Origin of the sequence: Actinomycetospora sp. CA-101289, from assembly GCF_050955895.1 — a bacterium.
Taxonomy (GTDB): Bacteria; Actinomycetota; Actinomycetes; order Mycobacteriales; family Pseudonocardiaceae; genus Actinomycetospora.
In genome coordinates this window covers 3,286,808-3,305,697 of record NZ_CP192093.1, presented here as the reverse complement: position 1 = coordinate 3,305,697, position 18,890 = coordinate 3,286,808, and the positions used below count along the sequence as shown (strand labels likewise).

The 18,890-nt window shown below is 74.2% G+C and carries 18 protein-coding genes and 1 riboswitch; of the genes, 6 read left to right on the top strand and 12 right to left on the bottom strand.

The window, feature by feature from the left end; all coding sequences use genetic code 11:
- Positions 1-20 precede the first annotated feature (20 nt).
- Positions 21-123: riboswitch (guanidine-I (ykkC/yxkD leader) on the bottom strand.
- Between the two features lie 208 nt (positions 124-331).
- Positions 332-1,963 (top strand): purine-cytosine permease family protein, encoded by a 1,632-nt coding sequence (locus ACQPX6_RS16560; protein WP_433781344.1) that lies wholly within the window; start codon positions 332-334, stop codon positions 1,961-1,963.
- Between the two features lie 42 nt (positions 1,964-2,005).
- On the opposite strand, the gene ACQPX6_RS16555 is transcribed toward ACQPX6_RS16560, so the two are convergent.
- The 3 genes from ACQPX6_RS16555 to ACQPX6_RS16545 all read right to left on the bottom strand — a co-directional run bounded on the left by ACQPX6_RS16555 (position 2,006) and on the right by ACQPX6_RS16545 (position 4,695).
- Positions 2,006-3,736 carry a serine/threonine-protein kinase gene (locus ACQPX6_RS16555; RefSeq protein WP_433781343.1) on the bottom strand — a complete coding sequence of 577 codons (1,731 nt, stop codon included), beginning with the start codon at positions 3,734-3,736 and terminating at the stop codon, positions 2,006-2,008.
- A gap of 62 nt (positions 3,737-3,798) precedes the next feature.
- Positions 3,799-4,236, bottom strand: a complete 438-nt coding sequence (locus tag ACQPX6_RS16550) for a VOC family protein (protein ID WP_433781342.1) — start codon at positions 4,234-4,236, stop codon at positions 3,799-3,801.
- A gap of 3 nt (positions 4,237-4,239) precedes the next feature.
- The gene (locus tag ACQPX6_RS16545) at positions 4,240-4,695 is read right to left on the bottom strand and encodes a YybH family protein (protein WP_433781341.1); all 456 of its coding nucleotides are present in this window, start codon (positions 4,693-4,695) and stop codon (positions 4,240-4,242) included.
- 115 nt (positions 4,696-4,810) lie between these two features.
- Between ACQPX6_RS16545 and ACQPX6_RS16540 the strand changes: the two genes are divergently transcribed.
- Entirely contained in the window at positions 4,811-5,182 is a 372-nt protein-coding gene (locus ACQPX6_RS16540) for a YciI family protein (protein WP_433781340.1), read from the top strand.
- A complete protein-coding gene (locus tag ACQPX6_RS16535) occupies positions 5,182-6,414 on the top strand; it encodes an RNA polymerase sigma factor (RefSeq protein ID WP_433781339.1) in 1,233 nt (410 codons plus the stop codon). The genes ACQPX6_RS16540 and ACQPX6_RS16535 overlap by 1 nt, the downstream gene beginning before the upstream one ends.
- Position 6,415: 1 nt before the next feature.
- On the opposite strand, the gene ACQPX6_RS16530 is transcribed toward ACQPX6_RS16535, so the two are convergent.
- The 7 genes from ACQPX6_RS16530 to ACQPX6_RS16500 all read right to left on the bottom strand — a co-directional run bounded on the left by ACQPX6_RS16530 (position 6,416) and on the right by ACQPX6_RS16500 (position 15,156).
- Positions 6,416-7,027, bottom strand: coding sequence for a dihydrofolate reductase family protein (locus tag ACQPX6_RS16530; RefSeq protein ID WP_433781338.1), 612 nt, complete (start codon positions 7,025-7,027; stop codon positions 6,416-6,418).
- 52 nt (positions 7,028-7,079) lie between these two features.
- Positions 7,080-8,981 (bottom strand): ABC transporter ATP-binding protein, encoded by a 1,902-nt coding sequence (locus tag ACQPX6_RS16525; RefSeq protein WP_433781337.1) that lies wholly within the window; start codon positions 8,979-8,981, stop codon positions 7,080-7,082.
- 119 nt (positions 8,982-9,100) lie between these two features.
- Positions 9,101-9,433 carry a GYD domain-containing protein gene (locus ACQPX6_RS16520; RefSeq protein WP_433781336.1) on the bottom strand — a complete coding sequence of 111 codons (333 nt, stop codon included), beginning with the start codon at positions 9,431-9,433 and terminating at the stop codon, positions 9,101-9,103.
- 161 nt (positions 9,434-9,594) lie between these two features.
- Positions 9,595-10,650 carry a serine hydrolase gene (locus ACQPX6_RS16515; RefSeq protein ID WP_433781335.1) on the bottom strand — a complete coding sequence of 352 codons (1,056 nt, stop codon included), beginning with the start codon at positions 10,648-10,650 and terminating at the stop codon, positions 9,595-9,597.
- A gap of 395 nt (positions 10,651-11,045) precedes the next feature.
- Complete coding sequence (gene denD, locus ACQPX6_RS16510; RefSeq protein WP_433781334.1) at positions 11,046-12,005, bottom strand: D-erythronate dehydrogenase; 960 nt, start codon at positions 12,003-12,005, stop codon at positions 11,046-11,048.
- The gene (locus tag ACQPX6_RS16505) at positions 11,996-13,369 is read right to left on the bottom strand and encodes a four-carbon acid sugar kinase family protein (RefSeq protein ID WP_433781333.1); all 1,374 of its coding nucleotides are present in this window, start codon (positions 13,367-13,369) and stop codon (positions 11,996-11,998) included. Before ACQPX6_RS16505 ends, denD begins: the two co-directional genes overlap by 10 nt.
- Positions 13,370-13,398: 29 nt before the next feature.
- Positions 13,399-15,156, bottom strand: coding sequence for an ABC transporter ATP-binding protein (locus tag ACQPX6_RS16500; protein ID WP_433781332.1), 1,758 nt, complete (start codon positions 15,154-15,156; stop codon positions 13,399-13,401).
- A 174-nt stretch (positions 15,157-15,330) separates the two neighbouring features.
- Between ACQPX6_RS16500 and ACQPX6_RS16495 the strand changes: the two genes are divergently transcribed.
- Genes ACQPX6_RS16495 through ACQPX6_RS16485 form a run of 3 tightly spaced genes read left to right on the top strand, consistent with a single transcriptional unit; the run spans position 15,331 to position 17,841 of the window.
- Positions 15,331-16,179: an alpha/beta fold hydrolase gene (locus ACQPX6_RS16495; protein ID WP_433781331.1), complete on the top strand. Its 849-nt coding sequence runs from the start codon at positions 15,331-15,333 to the stop codon at positions 16,177-16,179.
- Between the two features lie 4 nt (positions 16,180-16,183).
- Entirely contained in the window at positions 16,184-17,134 is a 951-nt protein-coding gene (locus tag ACQPX6_RS16490; RefSeq protein WP_433781329.1) for an alpha/beta fold hydrolase, read from the top strand.
- Positions 17,131-17,841: an alpha/beta fold hydrolase gene (locus tag ACQPX6_RS16485; RefSeq protein WP_433781328.1), complete on the top strand. Its 711-nt coding sequence runs from the start codon at positions 17,131-17,133 to the stop codon at positions 17,839-17,841. The genes ACQPX6_RS16490 and ACQPX6_RS16485 overlap by 4 nt, the downstream gene beginning before the upstream one ends.
- A gap of 46 nt (positions 17,842-17,887) precedes the next feature.
- On the opposite strand, the gene ACQPX6_RS16480 is transcribed toward ACQPX6_RS16485, so the two are convergent.
- Complete coding sequence (locus ACQPX6_RS16480; RefSeq protein WP_433781327.1) at positions 17,888-18,475, bottom strand: pyridoxamine 5'-phosphate oxidase family protein; 588 nt, start codon at positions 18,473-18,475, stop codon at positions 17,888-17,890.
- A complete protein-coding gene (locus ACQPX6_RS16475; RefSeq protein WP_433781326.1) occupies positions 18,472-18,855 on the bottom strand; it encodes a cupin domain-containing protein in 384 nt (127 codons plus the stop codon). The genes ACQPX6_RS16480 and ACQPX6_RS16475 overlap by 4 nt, the downstream gene beginning before the upstream one ends.
- Between the last annotated feature and the right edge of the window lie 35 nt (positions 18,856-18,890).

Here is an 18,890-nt window from a genome sequence, read left to right as displayed (position 1 = left end):
GGACGACCGGGTCTTCGGTCATCTCCCGGGCTTTTGTCCCGCCGTGGAGCGGCGGTCGGCCCGCCACCTGCATCTCTCGGACCAGCTCTGCGTCGCGCAGACGGAACCCTAGACGCGCCCCACACCGGTGTGTGAGTCGTCGAGGAGTCAAGGCGGCGCCTGTTGCGGGGCCGGGTCCGCGGTGTTGCGTCGCGACGACACGCATGACGATCCGGTGTCGTGGCGGGACGGTCACGCAACCCCTCGCAGCCGTAGCGGCGCCGTCACACGCAGGTCACGAGGACCCCGCAGCGTTCGTGGCGACCACACACGCCCCACACGCGGAGCCGCCATGAGCACCGAATCCGCCACGCCCGGCGTCGCGACGCCCGCCGACGCCGCCACGCGGGAGAGCCTCGAGGACTACACACTCCGCTTCGCCCCACGCAGCTACCGGCGCTGGACGCCCTTCGTCGTCGGCGGCTCCGCGCTGGGCGGCATGGCCTACATGGCCGACTTCTCCATCGGCGCCGGCATCGGCCTGCAGCACGGCACCGGCAACGCCCTGTGGGCGATCGGCGTGGCCGCCGTCGTCATCTTCGTGAGCGGCTTCCCGCTGGCCTACTACGGCGCCCGCTACAACCTCGACCTCGACCTCGTCACCCGCGGCTCGGGCTTCGGCTACTTCGGCTCGGTGATCACCGCGGTGATCTTCGCGAGCTTCACGTTCATCTTCTTCGCGCTCGAGGGCTCGATCATGGCCCAGGGGCTGCGGTACGCGCTGTCGATCCCGCTGTGGATCGGCTACCTGATCTCGACGCTGATCATCCTGCCGCTCGTCGTCTACGGGATGAAGGCGTTGACCAAGCTCCAGACCTGGACGAACCCGCTGTGGGTGCTCCTCATCGTCGCGCCGCTCGTGTTCCTCGTCGTCGCCGACCCGTCGTCGGTGGGCCGCTTCCTCGACCACCCCGGCACGGACGGCGCGGGGGTGAACCCGGCCTCGATCATGCTCGGGGCGGGCGTCTCGCTCGCGCTCATGGCGCAGATCGGCGAGCAGATCGACTACCTGCGCTTCATGCCGCCCAAGACCGCGGAGAACCGGCGCCAATGGTGGACCGCGGTGGTGCTCGGGGGGCCGGGCTGGGTGGTGTTCGGCGCGATCAAGCAGATCATCGGGGTCTTTCTCGCCGTGCTGATCCTCGCCGACGTCGGCGCCGCGGCGGCCGTCGAGCCCATCGAGCAGTTCGACCGCGCGCTCGGGGCGATCTTCCCGGCCTGGCTCGTGGTCCCGCTGGCCCTGCTGCTCGTCGTCCTCTCCCAGGTCAAGATCAACGTCACCAACGCCTACTCGGGCTCGCTGGCCTGGACCAACGCCTTCACCCGCGTCACCGGCACGTACCCGGGCCGGATCACGTTCCTGTTCGTCAACCTCGGGATCGCGCTGGTCCTCATGGAGGCGGACATGTTCAGCTTCCTCAACGGCCTCCTGGGCTTCTACTCGAACTGCGCGATCGCCTGGGTCGTGACCGTCGCGACCGACATCGGGATCAACAAGTACGTGCTCGGGCTCTCGCCGAAGCGCCCGGAGTTCCGCCGCGGGATGCTGCACGCCTGGAACCCGGTCGGCGTCGGCTCGTTCCTGGCGGCGTCGCTGCTGTCGATCGCGGCGTACTTCGGGCTGCTCGGGGAGTTCCTGTCCTCGTACTCGACGATCGTCGCCATCGTCGTGGCCCTCGTGCTGACCCCGCTCATCGCCGTGGCCACCCGCGGCCGGTACTACCTGCGGCGCACCGACGACGGCATCGACGAGCCCTACGTCGACGCCGACGGCAACCCGTCGGCGACGCTCTACCACGACCAGGTCTCGGGCCAGGACTTCGAGCGCCCCGACATGCTCGCCAGCGCGAAGGGCGGCTACATCTCGTCGCTGTCGCTGTCGACGGACAAGAGCGGGGAGCACGTGCTGCCACCGCAGCACTGAGGGCGCTGTCGGCGACCGGGCGGTCGGGTCGAGCCGCGGAATCTACGGCGAGGCCGTCACGACTCGGGTCATCGGTGTCTCGGCGACCACCCGGCGCGCGCGGAACGCGAAGACGACGACGGCGGCGACGGAGACGGCGGCCGGGAGACTGATGACGACGTTCTGCACGACGACCGGTGTACTGGCCTCCGGGAAGCGTTCGACGAAGTAGTCGATCCTGGACAGGTACACGCCGACCGCCCCGAGCGCTGCGGGCGCGAGGAGGGCCACCGGCAGGACCGCACGTGCCGGGAACATCCGCAAAACCCCGACCAGCAGGCCGACGACCAGGCCCACGACGACCGGCACCACGGAGTACCCGGCCGGGAGGAGCGGGAACGTGACGGCGGCCGTGACGGAGACCATCGCGGCCGCCGTGATGTCTCCCGCCATGGCCAGTCGGCGGTCGCCACCACGGGCGACCAGGGCGAGCACGCACGAGACGAGCACCGTCACCAGGAGGACCACCCCGGCCACGAGCACCAGGCCACCTCGGACGTCGACGACCAGGGCGCCGCCCAGGCGGCCGCCCACCGCAGCGATGCCGACCGACCGCCAGGACCGCGAGGCACCCGCGGCGCGGAGGAGCCCCGCGAGGACCAGGCCCGTGGTGCTCGCGACCCACAGAGCGACGTAGTCGGTCACCTGATCCGAATAGGTCAGGACGGTGAACACCGAGTTGAGCAGCGGCACGAGCAGGGCGACGAGCACGGCGGCGTCGGCGATCGCGGCTGCGGTGCTGCCGGGTCGACGCCGCGCGGGCTCGTCACCGCCGGAAGAGACGGGCCTCGACGGCACCGCGGTCGGCGGCGGTGAGGGCGGCCGCACCGGCCCGGAAGCCGGCGGCCGCTCGCCCGAGGGCGGGCCCACCGAGGTGGGACGAGCGGACTCCGGCGTGGGCCCGGCGGTGAGGACACGACGACCGTGGCGGGCGAGCTCGCCGGCGGTGGCGTACCGATCGCCCGGGTCCTTGGCCATCGCGCGGGCGATCACGTCGTCGAGCTCGGTCGGCAGGTCGGGGCGGGCTCGGGAGGGCGCGGGTGGGGGAGCGCTGAGGTGGCAGTACATGAGGTGGGGCACGTCGTCGCCGGGGAAGGGCGGCCGGCCGGTGAGCGCCTCGTAGAGGACGCAGCCCAACGCGTAGACGTCGACCCGGGCGTCGGACCGCCGGGGATCGACGAAGCGCTCAGGAGCCATGTAGGTCATGGTCCCGACGGTGAGACCCGTCGAGGTCAGGCCCGTCGAGGCCGTGTCGCGGGCGATGCCGAAGTCGACGAGGTAGACGAAGTCGGCGTCCTCATCGATGTCGGAATCGACGAGCAGGATGTTCGACGGCTTGACGTCGCGGTGGATCAGCCCGGCCCGGTGGGCGGTGTCGAGCGCGCTGGCGGTCTGCGCGACGACACCGATCGCTCGCTGGGGGCTGAGCGGGCCGGCGTCGGCGAGGACCCGCGCGAGGTCGCGCCCCTCGACGAGGGCCATGTCCAGGAACAACCGGCCGTCGATCTCGCCGTAGTCGTGGATCGGGATGATGTGCGGGCTGCGCAGACCCGCTGCGGCGTGGGCCTCGCGGCGGAACCGTTCCTCGAACTCCGGGTCGGTGAAGTCGGCCGGCATCCGCTTGAGGGCCACCAGACGATCCTTCTTGCGGGTGTCGGTGGCGCGGAAGACCTCGCCCATCCCGCCGCGCCCCAGCAGGGCCTCGAGCCGGTACGGCCCGAACGTCTCCTGCACGACCCACCCCCCGCTACCGTCGGCGCGAACTCCTCCCAGGTTCGACCACTAGGGCGTACGCGTTACACCGCGCTCACCCGCACCGCCTGCCCGAGGCCCAGGACGTTGCCCTCGCTGTCGCGGAAGAACGCCCCGCGCTCTCCGGTCCCCTTGCTGGGGTAGTTGTCGTCGACCTCGACGACACCGCCGGCCGCCCGGAAGCCGGGGCGGCTCTCGACGGTCTCGAAGACGACGCCCCGCCGGCGCAGCTCCGCCACGGTGGCGTCGAGGTCGTCGACCTCGAAGCCCATCTGGGTCGCCGTGCCGGACGGGGCCCCGGACGACCGGAAGACGTGGAACTCGCCCTCCGCGCAGCAGTAGCGCAGGCCTCCGGTCCGCTCCTCGACGGGCTCGAGGCCCAGCTGGTCGCGGTAGAAGGCGCGGGCCCGGTCGAGGTCCTGGGCGGGCAGCTTGGCGATCACGCGGGCGGCGGCGAGCGGGCCGCCCCGGTCGGTGGTCATCGGTCAGGGCTCGAGGTCGGTGGCGGCGCGGAAGCTGCCGTCCATGTGGAACGGCGTCGAGTCGTGCTGGTGGACGAGCCGCCAGGCGCCGTCGATCCGGCGCAGCCCGAAGGTCGACCGGAACCAGAGCGTGAAGGGCTCGGCGGCGCCGGCCGGGGTCGCGGTCATCGAGGTCAGCGTGTGGACGAACGCCACGTCCGCCCCGACGACGACCGCCGGGTCCCGGTGGTGGAGCACGACCGGGCCGTCGAAGGTGGACAGCCAGACACCGAGGCCCTCGACGCTGCCGTACGGCGAGCCGGGCTCCTGCGCCAGCGGCGGGGCGAGCGTGTAGCGGACGGCGTCGTCGGTGAAGCACGCGAGGATGCGTTCGGCGTCACGGGCGGCGTGGGCGGCGACGTACTCGGCGAGGACCTCGCGGACGGCGGTGACGTCGGGCGCGGACTGCGTGGTGGTCATGACGTGGCTCCCTGGGGTGGCCCGTGGTGTCTCGGGTTCACCGGGGTGTCGAGACCGAGGGCGCCGTCTCGACACCCTCGTGGAGAAGATGTGCCGAGACCCTCCGGAGGCCGCCGTGAAGTACCTGATCCTGGTCCTGAGCAACCCGCACTTCACCGAGCGCTGGGAGGGGCTGACCGACCAGCAGCGGGAGGACTTCGGCCGCGGGCACTTCGCCCTCTCCGCCGACCTGGCGGCGTCCGGCGAGCTGCTGGCATCCGAGGGGCTCGCCGACCCGGTCCGGGCCAAGCGGGTCGACACCGCCGGGGCCCGGCCGGTGGTCAGCGACGGGCCGTTCGCCGAGGCCAAGGAGCACCTCGCGGGCTTCTACCTCGTCGACTGCGACTCCGAGGAGCGCGCGCTCGAGATCGCGGCGCGGGTGCCCGACGCGGTGTGGGGGCTGGCGGAGGTGCGCCCGGTGCTGGACATGAGCAGCTGGGACACCTGATGGGGGAGCGGGCGTTGGAGACGGCCCTGCGCGACCTGGCGCCGCAGGTCCTCGGGGTGCTCACGCGCCGCCACGGCCGCTTCGACGAGTGCGAGGACGCGGTCCAGGAGGCCCTGCTCGCCGCGTCCACCACGTGGAGCGAGCAGGGGCTGCCCGCGAACCCCACCGGCTGGCTGATCACCGCCGCGTCCCGCCGCCTGGTCGACACCTGGCGCCAGGAGGCCGCCCGCCGCCGGCGCGAGACCGACGACGCCCTGCTGGCCGGCCCGCGGGCCGAGGCGCCGGACCCGGCCCCGGCGCAGGACGACACGCTCGCCCTGCTGCTGCTCTGCTGCCACCCGACCCTGAGCCCCTCGGCCCAGGTGGCGCTGACGCTGCGCGCCGTCGGCGGGCTGAGCAGCGCCGAGATCGGGCGGGCGCTGCTGGTGCCCGAGGCGACCGTGGCGCAGCGCGTGAGCCGGGCCAAGGCGCGCATCCGGGCCGCCGGCGCCCGCTTCCACGAGCCCACCGCCGAGGAGCGCGCCCACCGCCTGCCCGCGGTGCTCCACGTGCTCTACCTGATCTTCAACGAGGGCCACACGGCCAGCTCGGGCCCTGCGCTGCACCGCCCGGAGCTCGCCGCCGAGGCCGTGCGCCTGGCCCGCCAGCTCCACGCCGCCGTCCCCGACGACGGGGAGACCGCGGGGCTCCTCGCGCTGATGCTGCTCACCGACGCCCGCCGCCCCGCCCGGACCCGCCCGGACGGGGCGCTGGTGCCCCTCGCCGAGCAGGACCGCGGCCGCTGGGACCGCGCCGCGATCGACGAGGGCGTCGCGCTGATCACCGAGACGCTCGCGACCGCGCCGCCCGGGCCCTTCCAGCTCCAGGCCGCGATCGCCGCCGTGCACGACGAGGCTCCCAGCGCCGCCGAGACCGACTGGCCCCAGATCCTCGCGCTCTACGAGCTGCTCGCCGCCCTCGCACCCGGCCCGATGGTCACCCTCAACCGCGTCGTCGCGGTGGCCATGGTCCAGGGACCCGAGGTGGCCCTGGGCCAGCTGTCGGTCGCCGTCGACCGCGACGCCGCGCTGGCCGGCCACCACCGCGTGGACGCCGTCCGCGCCCACCTGCTCGACGAGCTCGGCGACCACGACGCCGCCCGCGAGCACTACCGGCGGGCCGCGCGGAACACCCTGAGCCTGCCCGAGCAGCGGTACCTGCTCGCCCGCGCCGCGGCGTCCCGACCCGGGTAGCTCAGCCGGCGTCGACCCGGCGATACCGGATGTGCGTGGACAGCGGGGAGTGCAGCACCTCGACGGGCTCGAAGCCGAAGGACCCGACACCGTCGAACATGCGCTCGCCGGACCCGAGCAGGGTGGGCGCGATGTCCAGGGTGAGCTCGTCGACCACCCCGGCGATCAGCGCCTGGCGGGCCGCCGAGGCGCCTCCGGCGATGTCCACGCCCCGGTCGCCGGCGGTCTCGCGCGCTTGCGCGTAGGCCGCGTCGAAGCCCTCGGTGACGAAGTGGAAGGTCGTGCCGCCCTCCATCTCGATCGGCTCGTGGGCGTGGTGGGTGAGCACGAAGACCGGTGCGTGGTACGGCGGCTCGGCGCCCCACCAGCCGCGCCAGTCCTCGTCCCACTCGCCGCGGACCGGCCCGAACATGTTCCGGCCCATGACGTAGGCGCCGCGGGGCCGCATGAGCCACCCGGTCGCGGTCTCGTCGGCCTCGGTCGCCCGGGGGTCGCCGATGTGCCACCCGTGCAGCTCGATGCCGCGCTTCCCGAGCGGGTGGTCGCGGCTCTGGTCCGGCCCGGCGACGAAACCGTCGAGCGAGATCGACATGTGGCAGGTGGTGTCCGTCATCGGCCCTCCCAGGGCAATTGCGTTTCGCAACCGGTCCGGGGACGTTAGCAGGTCAGGCGGCGGTGGTGTCGTCGGTGCCGCGCGAGGTGAGGATCTTGCCGTCGGTGAACCGGACGCCGTCCGCGCAGCGGGCCTCGACCGCGCCGCCGCCGAACTGCTCGGCGTAGAGCTGCGCGTACAGCCCGCCCTGCGCGAGCAGCTCGGTGTGCGTGCCCTGCTCGACCAGCCGGCCGCCGTCGATCGCGAAGATCACGTCGGCGGACAGGATCGTCGAGAGCCGGTGTGCGATGGCGATCGTCGTCCGCCCCGACATCACGGTCTCCAGCGCCTGCTGGACCAGCCGCTCGCTCGTCGTGTCCAGGGCCGACGTCGCCTCGTCGAGCACGAGGATCCGCGGGTCGGCGAGGATCACCCGCGCGATCGCGATGCGCTGCTTCTCGCCGCCGGAGAGGCGGTATCCGCGCTCGCCGACGACCGTGTCGTAGCCCTCGGCCAGGCCCTCGAGGTGCTCGGCGATGTTCGCGGCGCGGGCGGCGGCGCGGATCTCCTCGTCGGTGGCGTCCGGGGCGGCGTAGCGCAGGTTCTCGGCGACGGTGGCGTGGAAGAGGTAGCTCTCCTGCGTCACCATGCCGACGAGGTCGGGCAGCGAGGCGAGGGTGAGGTCGCGGACGTCGATGCCGTCGAGGCGCACCGAGCCGGCGTCGACGTCGTAGAGCCGCGGCACCAGCGAGGACAGCGTCGTCTTGCCCGCCCCGCTCGGGCCGACGACCGCGGCGAGCTGGCCGGGCTCGATGCGCAGGGACAGCTCCTCCAGCGCCCACGGGCCGGGCACGGACGGGCGACCGGGCTCCGCGTCGGCGGGGTAGCGGAACCAGACGTCGCGGAACTCCACCTCGCCGCGCGCGTCCGCCTTGGCCAGGGGGCGGGCGGTGGGGGAGTCGGTGAGCGCCGGGACGAGGTCGAGGTACTCGAAGATGCGGCCGAACAGGGCGAGCGAGGTCTGGACGTCCAGCGAGACCCGCAGCAGGTTGACGATGGGGAACAGCAGGCGCGTCTGCAGGGTGGTGAACGCGACGAGCGTGCCCGCCGAGATGCCGCCACCGCCGGCCGCGAGCACCCCGGCCACCAGGTAGACGACGGCCGGGATCAGCGCGAAGAAGCCGGTGACGACGGCGAAGAACGACTGGCCGCTCATCGTCTGCCGGATCTGCAGGGTGGTCTGGCGGTCGTTCTCCGTGCTGTAGCGGGCGATCTCGTGGTCCTGGCGGCCGTAGACCTTGGCGAGCAGGACGCCGGACACCGACAGCGTCTCCTGGGTGATCGCGCTCATGTCCGACAGCGAGGACTGGGTGCGCGCCGCGATCTTGCGCCGCACCCGGCCGACCCGGACCTGCAGCACGATGAACACCGGCAGCAGCACGAACGCCACCAGCGACAGCTGCCAGGACAGCGCGACCATGGCCACCACCGAGGCGACCACGGTGACGACGTTGCTCAGGATCGACGACGCCGTGTCGGTGACCACCGACTGGACCCCGCCCACGTCGTTGTCCAGCCGCGACTGGATCGACCCCGTGCGGGTGCCGGTGAAGAACCCGAGGTGCATCCGCTGCAGGTGGGCGAAGAGCCGGTCGCGCAGCGACTGCATGACGCGGTTGCCGAGCACCGTCGTCAGGTAGGTCTGGCCGATGCCGATCACGGCGCTGACCACGGCGATCGCGATCATCGCGCCGACCAGGACGACCAGCAGCCGCAGCTGCGGCCCGCCGGGGGCGAACAGGGCGTCGTCGAAGACGCGCTGGGTCAGGAACGGGTTGGCGACGCCCAGCGCGGACGTCGTGAGGATCGCGAGCGCGATGAGGGCGAGGCGCCGGCGGTAGGGCGCGAAGAGGGCGACGGTCCGCCGCCCGGTCGTGTCTCCCGTCGTCGCGGCCCCGGTCCGGCGATCAGCCATGCGCCCGTCCTCTCCGTCGGCGCGCCCACTCTGCGTCCGCCCGGCCCGGACGTCCAACCGGACCGCAGGACGCCCAGGTGACCGCACGCCGGTGACGGGCTCGGCGGAGCTGGTGGCGGTCAGGTCCCTGGCGGGCGGTAGGTGCCCTGGGCCGTGGCCGCCCGTTCGAGGACGGTGGGCAGGTCGTCCGGGGCGATGAGCTCGTGGGTCTCGAGGTCGCGCACCGCTCCCGTGCTGGACACGGCGATCGAGATGCCGGCCGCGCTGGCGGCGTCCGGGGCGTCGACGACGACGAACCCGTCGTGCTTGCCGAACATGAAGTACATCGCCTCGACGTCGCCGCCGACGGACTGGGCGCTCGCACGGACCGCCGCGAGGCGGTCGCCCGGATTCGTGATCATCTTCGACCACGTCTCCTGCGTGTAGTTGAAGAAGACGACGTACTTGGCCATGGCGCACCCCCGGCGCTGGATTCTTGCTCCTCGCGGACGCCCGCCGGACGTCACGCGACGTCACTGTCCCACCGACGCAGGGCCCTGTACTGCTCTGGACGAGTGTCCGGCGGCGGCAGTGTCGTCACGCGGACATCACGGCACGGCTGACACGCCGGGAGTCAGCGCGCGGTGACGGCGCCGGTGGCGATCCGGGACAGGGACTCGACGAGCCGGACGCCCGCCTCCTTGCTGGGTCGGCCCTCGGTCAGGACCGCGAGGAGGACGGGACGCCCTCCGACGGTGATCCGGCCGACCGACCCGACGACCCAGCCCTCGTCGCCGACGGGCATCCATCCGTTCTTGAGCGCCGGCGTGGTTCCCGGGTCCGCCGCGGCGCTCACGCCCCAGCGCTGGTCGTCCGCGACGTGGGTCATCAGGTCGCGGGCGAACGCGCGGGCGTCCGGGTCGAGCGGTGTCGGCGCGTCGAGCGCGGCGAGCAGGGCGAGCTGATCGGTGGCCGAGGTCGTGCTGACGCCCCAGTGGTCGTCGAGCTCGGTGCCGTCGAGACCGAGGCGCCGGTTGGCGGCGGCGATGGCCGGGATGCCGCCGACGTCCTCCCAGAGGGTCGAGGCGGCGTCGTTGTCGCTCTGCTGCATCATCCGCGTGGCCAGCTCCTGGGCCTCGCCGGACGGCAGGCTGCCCTCCTCCTGGTTCTGGAGCAGGAGCGTCTGCAGGATGTCGAGCTTGACCACGCTCGCGGTGCGCAGCGCCGTGTCGGGCGCGTAGCCGAAGGACCGCCCGGTCGCGACGTCGACGGTGGCCACGGAGACGCGTGCGGGGGAGTCGCCGCCGACGAGACCGTCGATCTCCGCGGTCGCGCGTCCGGTGACGAGCGACGGGTCGGCCGGGGGCGGGACCAGCAGGGCTGGGGCACTGACGCGCGGGGCACCGACGGGCGGGGTCGGCGGCGTCGGCGGTGCGGCGAGGTCGGCGGTGGCCGTGGCGACGACCGCCCCGAGCACCAGGGCGAGGACGAGGACACGACGTCGACGCGCCCGTCGACGGGGCCGGCGCGGGGGAGGGGGCTCCGGCAGCGGACGCTCGGGACCGAGGAGCTCGATCAGGGGGTCGGTCGGCGACGGCGCGACGGTGACGGGGCCGCCCCAGCTCCGCGCGGGCCGGACCTCGAGGGCGACGAGCCGGATCGGCCTGCTGCCCGTGTCCGTCCCCTGCACCACGACTCCTCCGCGCCCCTGCCGGTCGGGCGCGCAGCCGCCGTGCTGGTGCGCACCCCGGTGTGCCCGACAGGTCACCAGCGGTGGTGCTGGTGTGTCAAGAGTGACGGATGGTGTGTGTCGCCGTCACTGCTGTCCTGATTCGAGTGCGGCAAACAGCATGCGCCCTCCCGGGCCGCGCCGCTGACCCGCTCGCCCGATCTGGTCGGCGAGGTCGTCGAGGCTCCGGGCGTTTCGTACGGACGGACGGGCGACAGCGCCGGCCTCGCTCCCGACACCCTCGAGAGATCAACGTGGCGAGCTGGACGGAACCGCTCCGGAGGCGAGCGCATCGAACCCGACCGCCGTGGTCCGGGCCGCGTCCACCGCGTGGCAGCTCCGGGGCCTGGGTCCGGTCAGACGCCGCGGTACGCGCGCACGACGTCGTCGAAGGACGGGTCCGCGGTCAGGCCCAGGGCGTGGGCGCGCGGGGTCTCGAAGCGCGGCGGCCAGCTGCCCACGATGGCGACGATCGCCGGGTCCTCGACCCAGTCGACGAGCGCGCTGGTGCCGGGTCCGGCGACGCGGTCGAGGGCCGCGGTCATCTCGCGCGGGGTCGTGGAGAGCGCGGGCAGGTTCATCGCCGTCCGGCTGCCCCAGGCGGCGTCGTCGACCGCGGCGGCCGTGAGGATGCCGTCGAGCGTGCGGTGCGGCGAGGACAGCGCGACGGGGAGGTCCGGGGGCACCGGGCACACGGCGCGCTCGCCGGCCAGCGGCTCGCGGACGATCGAGGACAGGAAGCTCGAGGCCGCGGCGTTGGGGCGCCCGGGCCGCACCGAGACCGTCATGAGGCGGACCGAGCGGCCGCGGACGAAGCCCTTGCGGGTGTAGTCGGCGACGAGCTGCTCGCCGACGAACTTCTGGACCCCGTAGCTGGACTGCGGGCGCGGCAGCGTGTCGTCGTCCACGGCGCCCACGGGTCCGATCGCCGGGTCGCTGCCGAAGACGGCGAGCGAGCTGGTGAAGACGAGCACCGGGGGAGTGGCGTGGCCCCGCGCGTACTCCAGGACGGCGCGGGTGCCGTCGAGGTTGGTGCGCATCCCGAGGTCGAAGTCGGCCTCGGCCGCGCCGCTGACGACGCCGGCGAGGTGGAAGACCGCGTCGGCCTCGTCGCCGAGGGCCCGGGTCAGCTCACCCCCGATGTGCTGCACGCGCGGGTCGGCGGCGACGTCGTCGGGGGGCGCGACGAGGTCCACCACCGTGAGCTGGGTGACCTCGGCCGGGGCCGCCCCGCCGAGCCCGACCGGGCCGGCGAGCAGCCGGCGGCACAGCAGCGTCCCGAGGAACCCGGCCCCGCCGGTGACGATCACGCGCATGCGGCCTCCTCCAGGCGGCCGACGACGTCGGCCACGGCGTCGTCGTCGCCGACGTTGCCGGGGAACACCGCCAGCGGTGGCCCGCTCGTGGGCGCCCACAGCGACACGATCCCGGGCAGGAGCGATCCCCGCACCCACGCCCGGTCGGCGGCGAGCGCCTCGGTCGCGACGTCCGACGAGGTGATGCCGCCCTTGGCCAGGACGTAGGCCGGCGCGTACCCGGCGACGACCCGCCGCGTGACGCCGGTCAGAGCGGCGCTCACCCGGCGCGCGATCTCCAGGCTCTCCTCCTCGTCGCGTCCCGTGATCAGTGTGCGCGACGTGCTCAGCACGGTGGTCCGCTGCGCGAGGGAGGCCTCGACCGCGGCGACCGTGTCGTCGAGGTGCCGGCTCCCCCCGTCCAGTACCGTCGGGACGTCGATCTCGACGCGGGCGAGGTCCCGCCGCGCGGCGAGCCGCTCGAGCTGGCGGCTCGTGCGCCCCACGTGCGAGCCGACCACCACGAGGCCGTGCCCCGTCCCGACGGCGCCGGCCAGCTCGGCGTCGGACAGCGGCGGCTGCCCGCCCTGGCCGACACGGGCGCGCACGAACGACGGGCCGACCCGGTAGACGAACCGGGCGCCCGCGCGCTCGGCCGCGAGGATCGCGAGGACGGCAGCGCGCAGGTCGTCGTCGTCGACGGCGTCGAGGACGATCACCCGTGCCCGCGGGAGCACGACCGGCCCGGCGCGCAGGCTCTCGATCCCCACCTCGCCGACGTCGGCGGCCGGGATCGCCCCGCCGCTCTTCTCCGCCACCCAGTCGGCGAGACGGGAGGCGCGGTAGCCGAAGGTGGCGTCGGCGGCGAACTCGCTCTCGGCCACCGGGGTGAGCTCGTCACCGTCGCGCAGCCAGTGGACGCCGCCGAGCGTGACCCGCCCGGCGTCGGGGAAGGCCGGCGCGAGGACCACGGCGTCAGGGGTGCCCGCCTCCGCCGCGATCACGTCGGTCTCCAGGGGGAAGTGCCCGCGCAGCGTCGAGTCGCTGCGGCTCGCGAAGACGACCTCGACGCCGCGCCGGCGGGCCGCGTCGAGGCAGGTCCGCACCACCTCGCGATCCCGGGCGGCGGCGTCGGCGGCAGCGAGGCTGCGGGTGTTGGTCAGCACGAAGAACGCGGGCGTCCCCCGGGCGAGCGCCCAGTCGACGTCATCGGCGGACCAGCGCGTGAGCACGGGCAGGTCGCGGACCGTCTGCGTCCCGGTGGGGTCGTCGTCGAGCACCACGACCGTCGGCGTGCCGGCCAGCGCGTCGGCCACCTTCGCGGCCGGCACGCGCCGCGCCGGCGGCAGCGTGGCCAACCGCTCACCGCCCGCGCTCCGTCGCATGCCCCGATGCTGCCAGCATCCGCCGGCGGTCAGGGTGTCTCCACGAGCAGCTGGGAGCGGGCGAGCTCGGCGTAGAGCGGGCTGCGCTCGAGCAGCTCCTGGTGCGTGCCCACGGCGGCGACGCGGCCGTCCTCGAGCACGACGATCTGGTCGCAGTCCACGACCGTCGAGAGCCGGTGGGCGACGATCAGCAGCGTCCGGTCCGCCGCGGCCGCGACGTCGATCGCGTCCTTGAGGGCCTGCTCGTTGCGGGCGTCGAGGCTGGCCGTGGGCTCGTCGAGCAGCATCAGCGACGGCTCGGCGAGCAGCGTGCGGGCGATCGCCAGGCGCTGGCGCTCGCCGCCCGAGAGCAGGACGCCGCCCTCGCCGACCGGGGTGTCGAGCCCGAGCGGGGAGCGGGCGACCAGGCCCTCGAGGTTCACGGCGGCGAGGACCGCGAGCTGGTCGGCCTCGGTCACGCCGGGGGCGGCGAGCACGAGGTTCTCGCGGAGCGTGCCGGCCAGGGCGGGGGAGTCCTGCTCGACGTAGCCGAGACGGGCGCGCAGCTCGTCGCGCGGCCGGTCGCGCACGTCGACGCCGTCGACGAGCACCGCGCCGGCGGTGACGTCGTAGAAGCGCTCGACCAGCGAGAACACCGTCGACTTGCCGGCGCCGGAGGGCCCGACCAGCGCGGTGCGGGTCCCGCGCGGCACGGTGAAGCCGACCTCGCGCAGCACAACGGTGCCGTCGGCGTGGGTGAAGTCGACGTCGCGCAGCTCCAGCGCGGGGGCGGCCGCCACCGGCGCGACGGCGACCTCGGCGTCGCCCGCGGACTCGCCGGGCAGCGCCGCCACCTCCTCGATGCGGGCGAGGGCGCCGAGGCCGGTCTGCAGCTGCGTCCAGGTCTGGGCGAGCCGCGCGAGCGGGAGCACGAGCAGGAAGAGGTAGAGCACGAACGACACCAGCTCGCCGACGGTGAGGACGCCGGCCGCGACCCGCGACCCGCCGATCCCGAGCACCGCGATGAACGAGCCCTGGGTCGCGACGGTGACGGCGGGGGACACCACCGCCTGCAGCTTCGCGGCGCGCACCCCCACGGCGTAGGCGGCGCCGGCCGCGGCGCCCACGCCCTCGACCTCGCGCTCGGTGGCCCCGCTCGCGCGGATGGTGCGCACCGCGGACAGGGCGCGCTCCACGGCGGCGGTCATCTCGCCGACCCGCACCTGGGCGAGCGTCGACAGGGCCCGGATGCGGCGCGACGCCACCCCGATCACCGACGCCCCGATGGCGACGGCGAGGAGCGTCACCCCGAGCAGCACCACGTCGACCAGCGCCATCGCGACCGCCGCGCCCACCACGATGACGATCGAGCTGGCGATCTCGAACAGCCCCGAGGTCACGACGGCCCGCAGCAGCGTGGTGTCCGCCCCGATCCGGGACATGAGGTCGCCGGTGCGTCGGGCGTCGTACTGGGCCACCGGCAGCGTGAGCATCCGCTCGGCCAGGGTCCGGCGGGTCGAGAGCACCAGGCCCTCGGCGGTGCGCTGCAGCAGGAACGACTGCAGCGCCCCGACGAGCGCGCCGCCCACGAGGATCGCGACGAGGGTGGCGGCGACGGGCAGCACCGGGGTCATCTCCTGCACGGCGGTGACCACCCGCCCCACCAGCAGCGGCTGGGCCAGCGAGGTGGCCGCGGTGGCGGCGGAGAGCACGGCGACGACGGCCAGCGCGCCGCGGTGCTGGCGCAGGTAGGGCCACAGCCGGCGGAAGCCCACGTCGGGGGTCGGGGGGACTCGGCGGCGCAGCACGCCTCGACGGTAGGCGCGCGCGGAGTCGGCGGCCGTCCGGCCGCTCGGGGACGCCCGGGGCGACGGACAGATCACTGATGCCCGCGGAGCACCGGCACGCGGAGGGTGAGGTGGCCGGCGCGGTGAGCCGGAACGGCCGGCTCACCCACCGCGCTCAGGACGAGAGGGAGCTCCATGGGCACCATCGCCGTAGGCCGGGAGAACAGCGCCCCGATCGAGATCCACTACGAGGACCAGGGCAGCGGTTCGCCGGTCGTGCTGCTGTCCGGGTGGCCGTTCGACGGACGCTCGTGGGAGCCCCAGCTGCACACTCTGCTCGCCGCTGGCCACCGCGTGATCACCTACGACCGGCGCGGCTTCGGGCGCTCGAGCAACCCGAGCGTCGGCTACGACTTCGACACCCTGGCCGGCGACCTCGACCGGCTCCTCACCGAGCTCGACCTGCGCGAGGTCACCCTCGTCGGGTTCTCCCTCGGCACGGGCGAGCTGGTGCGCTACGTCGGGCGCTACGGCACGGAGCGGCTGAAGAGCCTCGTGATCATCGAGAGCCTGGCCCCGTCGTTCGTCCGGTCCGACGGCAACCCGGGCGGCGTCGACGAGGCCGCGGTGGCCGGGGTCCAGCAGGCCATCCTCGAGGACCGGTACGCCTGGCTCACCGGGCTGATCGGCGACTTCCTCAACCTCGACGACTACCTCGGCAAGCGCGTCAGCGAGGAGACGGTCCGCGCCCTGTGGGTCGCCGGCGCCGAGGCGTCGCCCTACGCGACGTGGGCCTGCGTCCGGACCTGGCTCGACGACTACGCCGCCGACATCCGCCGCATCGACGTGCCGACCCTGGTCATGCACGGCACCGCCGACCGGATCCTCTCGATCGACGGCCAGGGCCGGCGCCTGCACGCGGCGCTGCCGGCCGCCCGCTATGTCGAGATCGAGGGCGGGCCCCACGTCATGTGCGTGACCCACGCCGCCGAGGTCAACCGCGAGCTCGTCGCCTTCCTCGCCGACCCCAGCGGCGCGGTCTGACGCCGTGTTCGAGGACTTCGCCGAGCGCACCGTGCCGACCGGGCGGGGCACCGTCTTCGCCCGTGTCGGCGGCACCGGACCGCCGCTGCTGCTGCTGCACGGGTACCCGCAGACGCACGTCATGTGGCACGCCGCCGCCGCGCTCCTGGCCGAGCGGTACACGGTCGTCGTCGCCGACCTCCCCGGCTACGGGGCCTCGTTCCGGCCGACGCCGACCCCCGACCACGACGCGCACTCGAAGCGGGCGATCGCGGTCGACCTCACCGAGGCGATGGCGGAGCTGGGGCACGACGCCTTCGCCGTCGCGGGGCACGACCGCGGCGGGCGGGTGGCCTACCGCATGGCCCTCGACCACCCCGCACGCGTGACCGCGGTGGCCGTGCTCGACGTCGTGCCGACCGGCGAGGTGTGGTCACGCGCGGACGCCCGGATGGCGCTCGGCTACTGGCACTGGGCGTTCCTGGCCCAGCCGGCGCCCCTGCCCGAGCGGCTGATCGCCGCCGACCCCGACGCGTTCTTCGACCTGCACGTGCGCGCCCTCGGCCTCGGCGCCGCCCCGGGCCGGTACCCCCCGGAGCTGATGGCGCTGTACCGCGGGCTGCTCGACGACGCCGGCACCGTCGAGGCCATCTGCGAGGACTACCGCGCCGGGGCCGGCGTCGACCGGGAGCACGACGACGCCGACCGCGGCCGGCGGCTGATCGAGTGCCCGCTGCTCGCCCTGTGGAGCGCGCGCGGCGCGCTGCCGCGGTTCTACGGCGACGTCCTCGACGTCTGGCGACCGTGGGCCCGGGACGTCACCGGCCGCGGGCTCGACGGCAGCCACTTCCTCGTCGAGGACCAGCCCGAACAGGTGGCCGAGATCCTGTCCGGCTTCCTCGCGGGAGCGGCGCCCACCGGCGACGGCCCCGCCGACCCGAACGTCCGGATCCCCCAGAGGAGACGACCGAGATGACCCCCACGATCGTGCTCGTCCACGGCGCGTACGCCGAGTCGTCGAGCTGGGACGGCCTGCTCGACCGGCTGCCCACCGACGGCCGGGTGATCGCGTTCGCGAACCCGTTGCGGAGCGTCGCCACCGACGCCGCCCTGCTGACCGACCTGGTCCGCACCCTCGACGGGCCGGTGGTGCTGGTCGGCCACTCCTACGGCGGGGCCGTCATCTCGGGCGTCCCCGCGGACGCCGGGGACGTCACCGCGCTCGTCTACATCGCGGGGTTCGCCCTCGCGCCGGGGGAGAGCGCCGGCGACGCCTCGGCGCTGGTCCCGGGCTCGACCCTCGGCGACACCCTGGTCCCGGTGCCGCTCGCGGGCGGCGGCACCGACACCTACATCGCCCAGGAGAAGTACCACGCGCAGTTCTGCGCCGACCTCCCGGCTGCGGAGGCCACGCGGATGGCGATCACCCAGCGGCCGGTCACGCAGGAGGCGCTGTTCGAGCCCGCCGGCGGGCAGGCGCTGTGGCAGACGGTGCCCAGCTGGTTCGTGTTCGGCGAGCTCGACCACAACATCCCGGTCGGGGCCCACCGGATCATGGCCGAGCGCGCCGGGGCGCGGGAGACGGTCGAGATCGCGGGCGCGTCCCACGTCGTGGGCATCTCCCACGCGGACGAGGTCGCGAAGGTGGTGCTCGACGCGGTGGGGGCGGCCGGAGCGAGCTGACCCGAACCGGTCCGAGCTGACCCGGGCGCCCGCAGCGGCGCCCGGGTCACGCGCCGTTCGGGTCCAGCAGGTGCTCGAGCTCGACGCCGCTGAAGCGCGGCGTGATGTGCTGCGGGCAGTTCCAGTCGAACGCGACGACCGTCACCAGGACCGCCTGCTCGACCACCGCCCGGTAGCCGTCCACGGTCAGGTCCGCGACGACCTCGGGGTGGTCGCGCGCGTCGACGAAGCGGGCGCGCCCGAAGACCTTCAGGCGCAGCTGGTTCGGGTAGTCCATGAAGAACAGCGCCACCCGCCCGTCGTCGGCGACGTTGCCGGTGCTGATGTACTGCCGGTTCCCCCGGAACTCGGCCCAGGCCAGCGTCGCCGCGTCGGGGCTGCGCACGAAGCCCGGCGGCCCGCCCCGGAACTGCACGTAGGGCCAGCCGCTCTCCGACACGCTCGCCAGGTAGAAGCCGTCGCGCTCGCCGATGAACGCCTGCTCGGTCGCGGTCAGCGGGTCCCGCGGCTCGGGGTCGGTGGGCTCCGGGGCACCGGACCGCTCCCGGCGGGCGACCGCGGCGCGGCTGCCCAGGCGCACCTGGGCGGCGCGGACGTACTCGGTCTGGGCGATCGCCCCGTATCCCCGGCTCATCGGCGCGGCGGGTCGACCAGGGTGGTCACGGGCTCGCCGATCTCGACGACGTAGGTCGAGAGCATGCGTCCGGTGTCCGGGCCGAGGTCGAGGGCGTTGTGGGGGGTCCGCGGCGGGATGAGGAACCCCTCGCCCGTGCGGAGCGTCAGCGTCGGCCGGTCCTGGATGCTCATCTCGACGGTGCCGGCCGCGATGTAGCCGACCTCCTCGCCGGGGTGGATGTGCCACCCGGACTCGACGCCGCACGGGATCTCGGTGAGCACCTGCACGATCTCCCGGCCGGGGATCGACGACGGTTCGTGCTGCAGCACCGTGCGCCGGAGCTTGCTCGCGAGCTCGTCGACGGGGCCGTCGGTCGTGGTGGTCGGCTCGGACGCCATGGCGTGCTCCTCGCGGTCGTCCCCACCCGGGTGGT

Coding starts and splice junctions, on each gene's coding strand:
- ACQPX6_RS16545 (WP_433781341.1), bottom strand. CDS start 4,695: ATGACCACCACGCAGTCCGCGCCCGACGTCACCGCCGTCCGCGAGGTC.
- ACQPX6_RS16560 (WP_433781344.1), top strand. CDS start 332: ATGAGCACCGAATCCGCCACGCCCGGCGTCGCGACGCCCGCCGACGCC.
- ACQPX6_RS16495 (WP_433781331.1), top strand. CDS start 15,331: ATGGGCACCATCGCCGTAGGCCGGGAGAACAGCGCCCCGATCGAGATC.
- denD (WP_433781334.1), bottom strand. CDS start 12,005: ATGCGCGTGATCGTCACCGGCGGGGCCGGGTTCCTCGGGACGCTGCTG.
- ACQPX6_RS16525 (WP_433781337.1), bottom strand. CDS start 8,981: ATGGCTGATCGCCGGACCGGGGCCGCGACGACGGGAGACACGACCGGG.
- ACQPX6_RS16520 (WP_433781336.1), bottom strand. CDS start 9,433: ATGGCCAAGTACGTCGTCTTCTTCAACTACACGCAGGAGACGTGGTCG.
- ACQPX6_RS16485 (WP_433781328.1), top strand. CDS start 17,131: ATGACCCCCACGATCGTGCTCGTCCACGGCGCGTACGCCGAGTCGTCG.
- ACQPX6_RS16480 (WP_433781327.1), bottom strand. CDS start 18,475: ATGAGCCGGGGATACGGGGCGATCGCCCAGACCGAGTACGTCCGCGCC.
- ACQPX6_RS16475 (WP_433781326.1), bottom strand. CDS start 18,855: ATGGCGTCCGAGCCGACCACCACGACCGACGGCCCCGTCGACGAGCTC.
- ACQPX6_RS16530 (WP_433781338.1), bottom strand. CDS start 7,027: ATGACGGACACCACCTGCCACATGTCGATCTCGCTCGACGGTTTCGTC.
- ACQPX6_RS16505 (WP_433781333.1), bottom strand. CDS start 13,369: ATGCGACGGAGCGCGGGCGGTGAGCGGTTGGCCACGCTGCCGCCGGCG.
- ACQPX6_RS16535 (WP_433781339.1), top strand. CDS start 5,182: ATGGGGGAGCGGGCGTTGGAGACGGCCCTGCGCGACCTGGCGCCGCAG.
- ACQPX6_RS16550 (WP_433781342.1), bottom strand. CDS start 4,236: ATGACCACCGACCGGGGCGGCCCGCTCGCCGCCGCCCGCGTGATCGCC.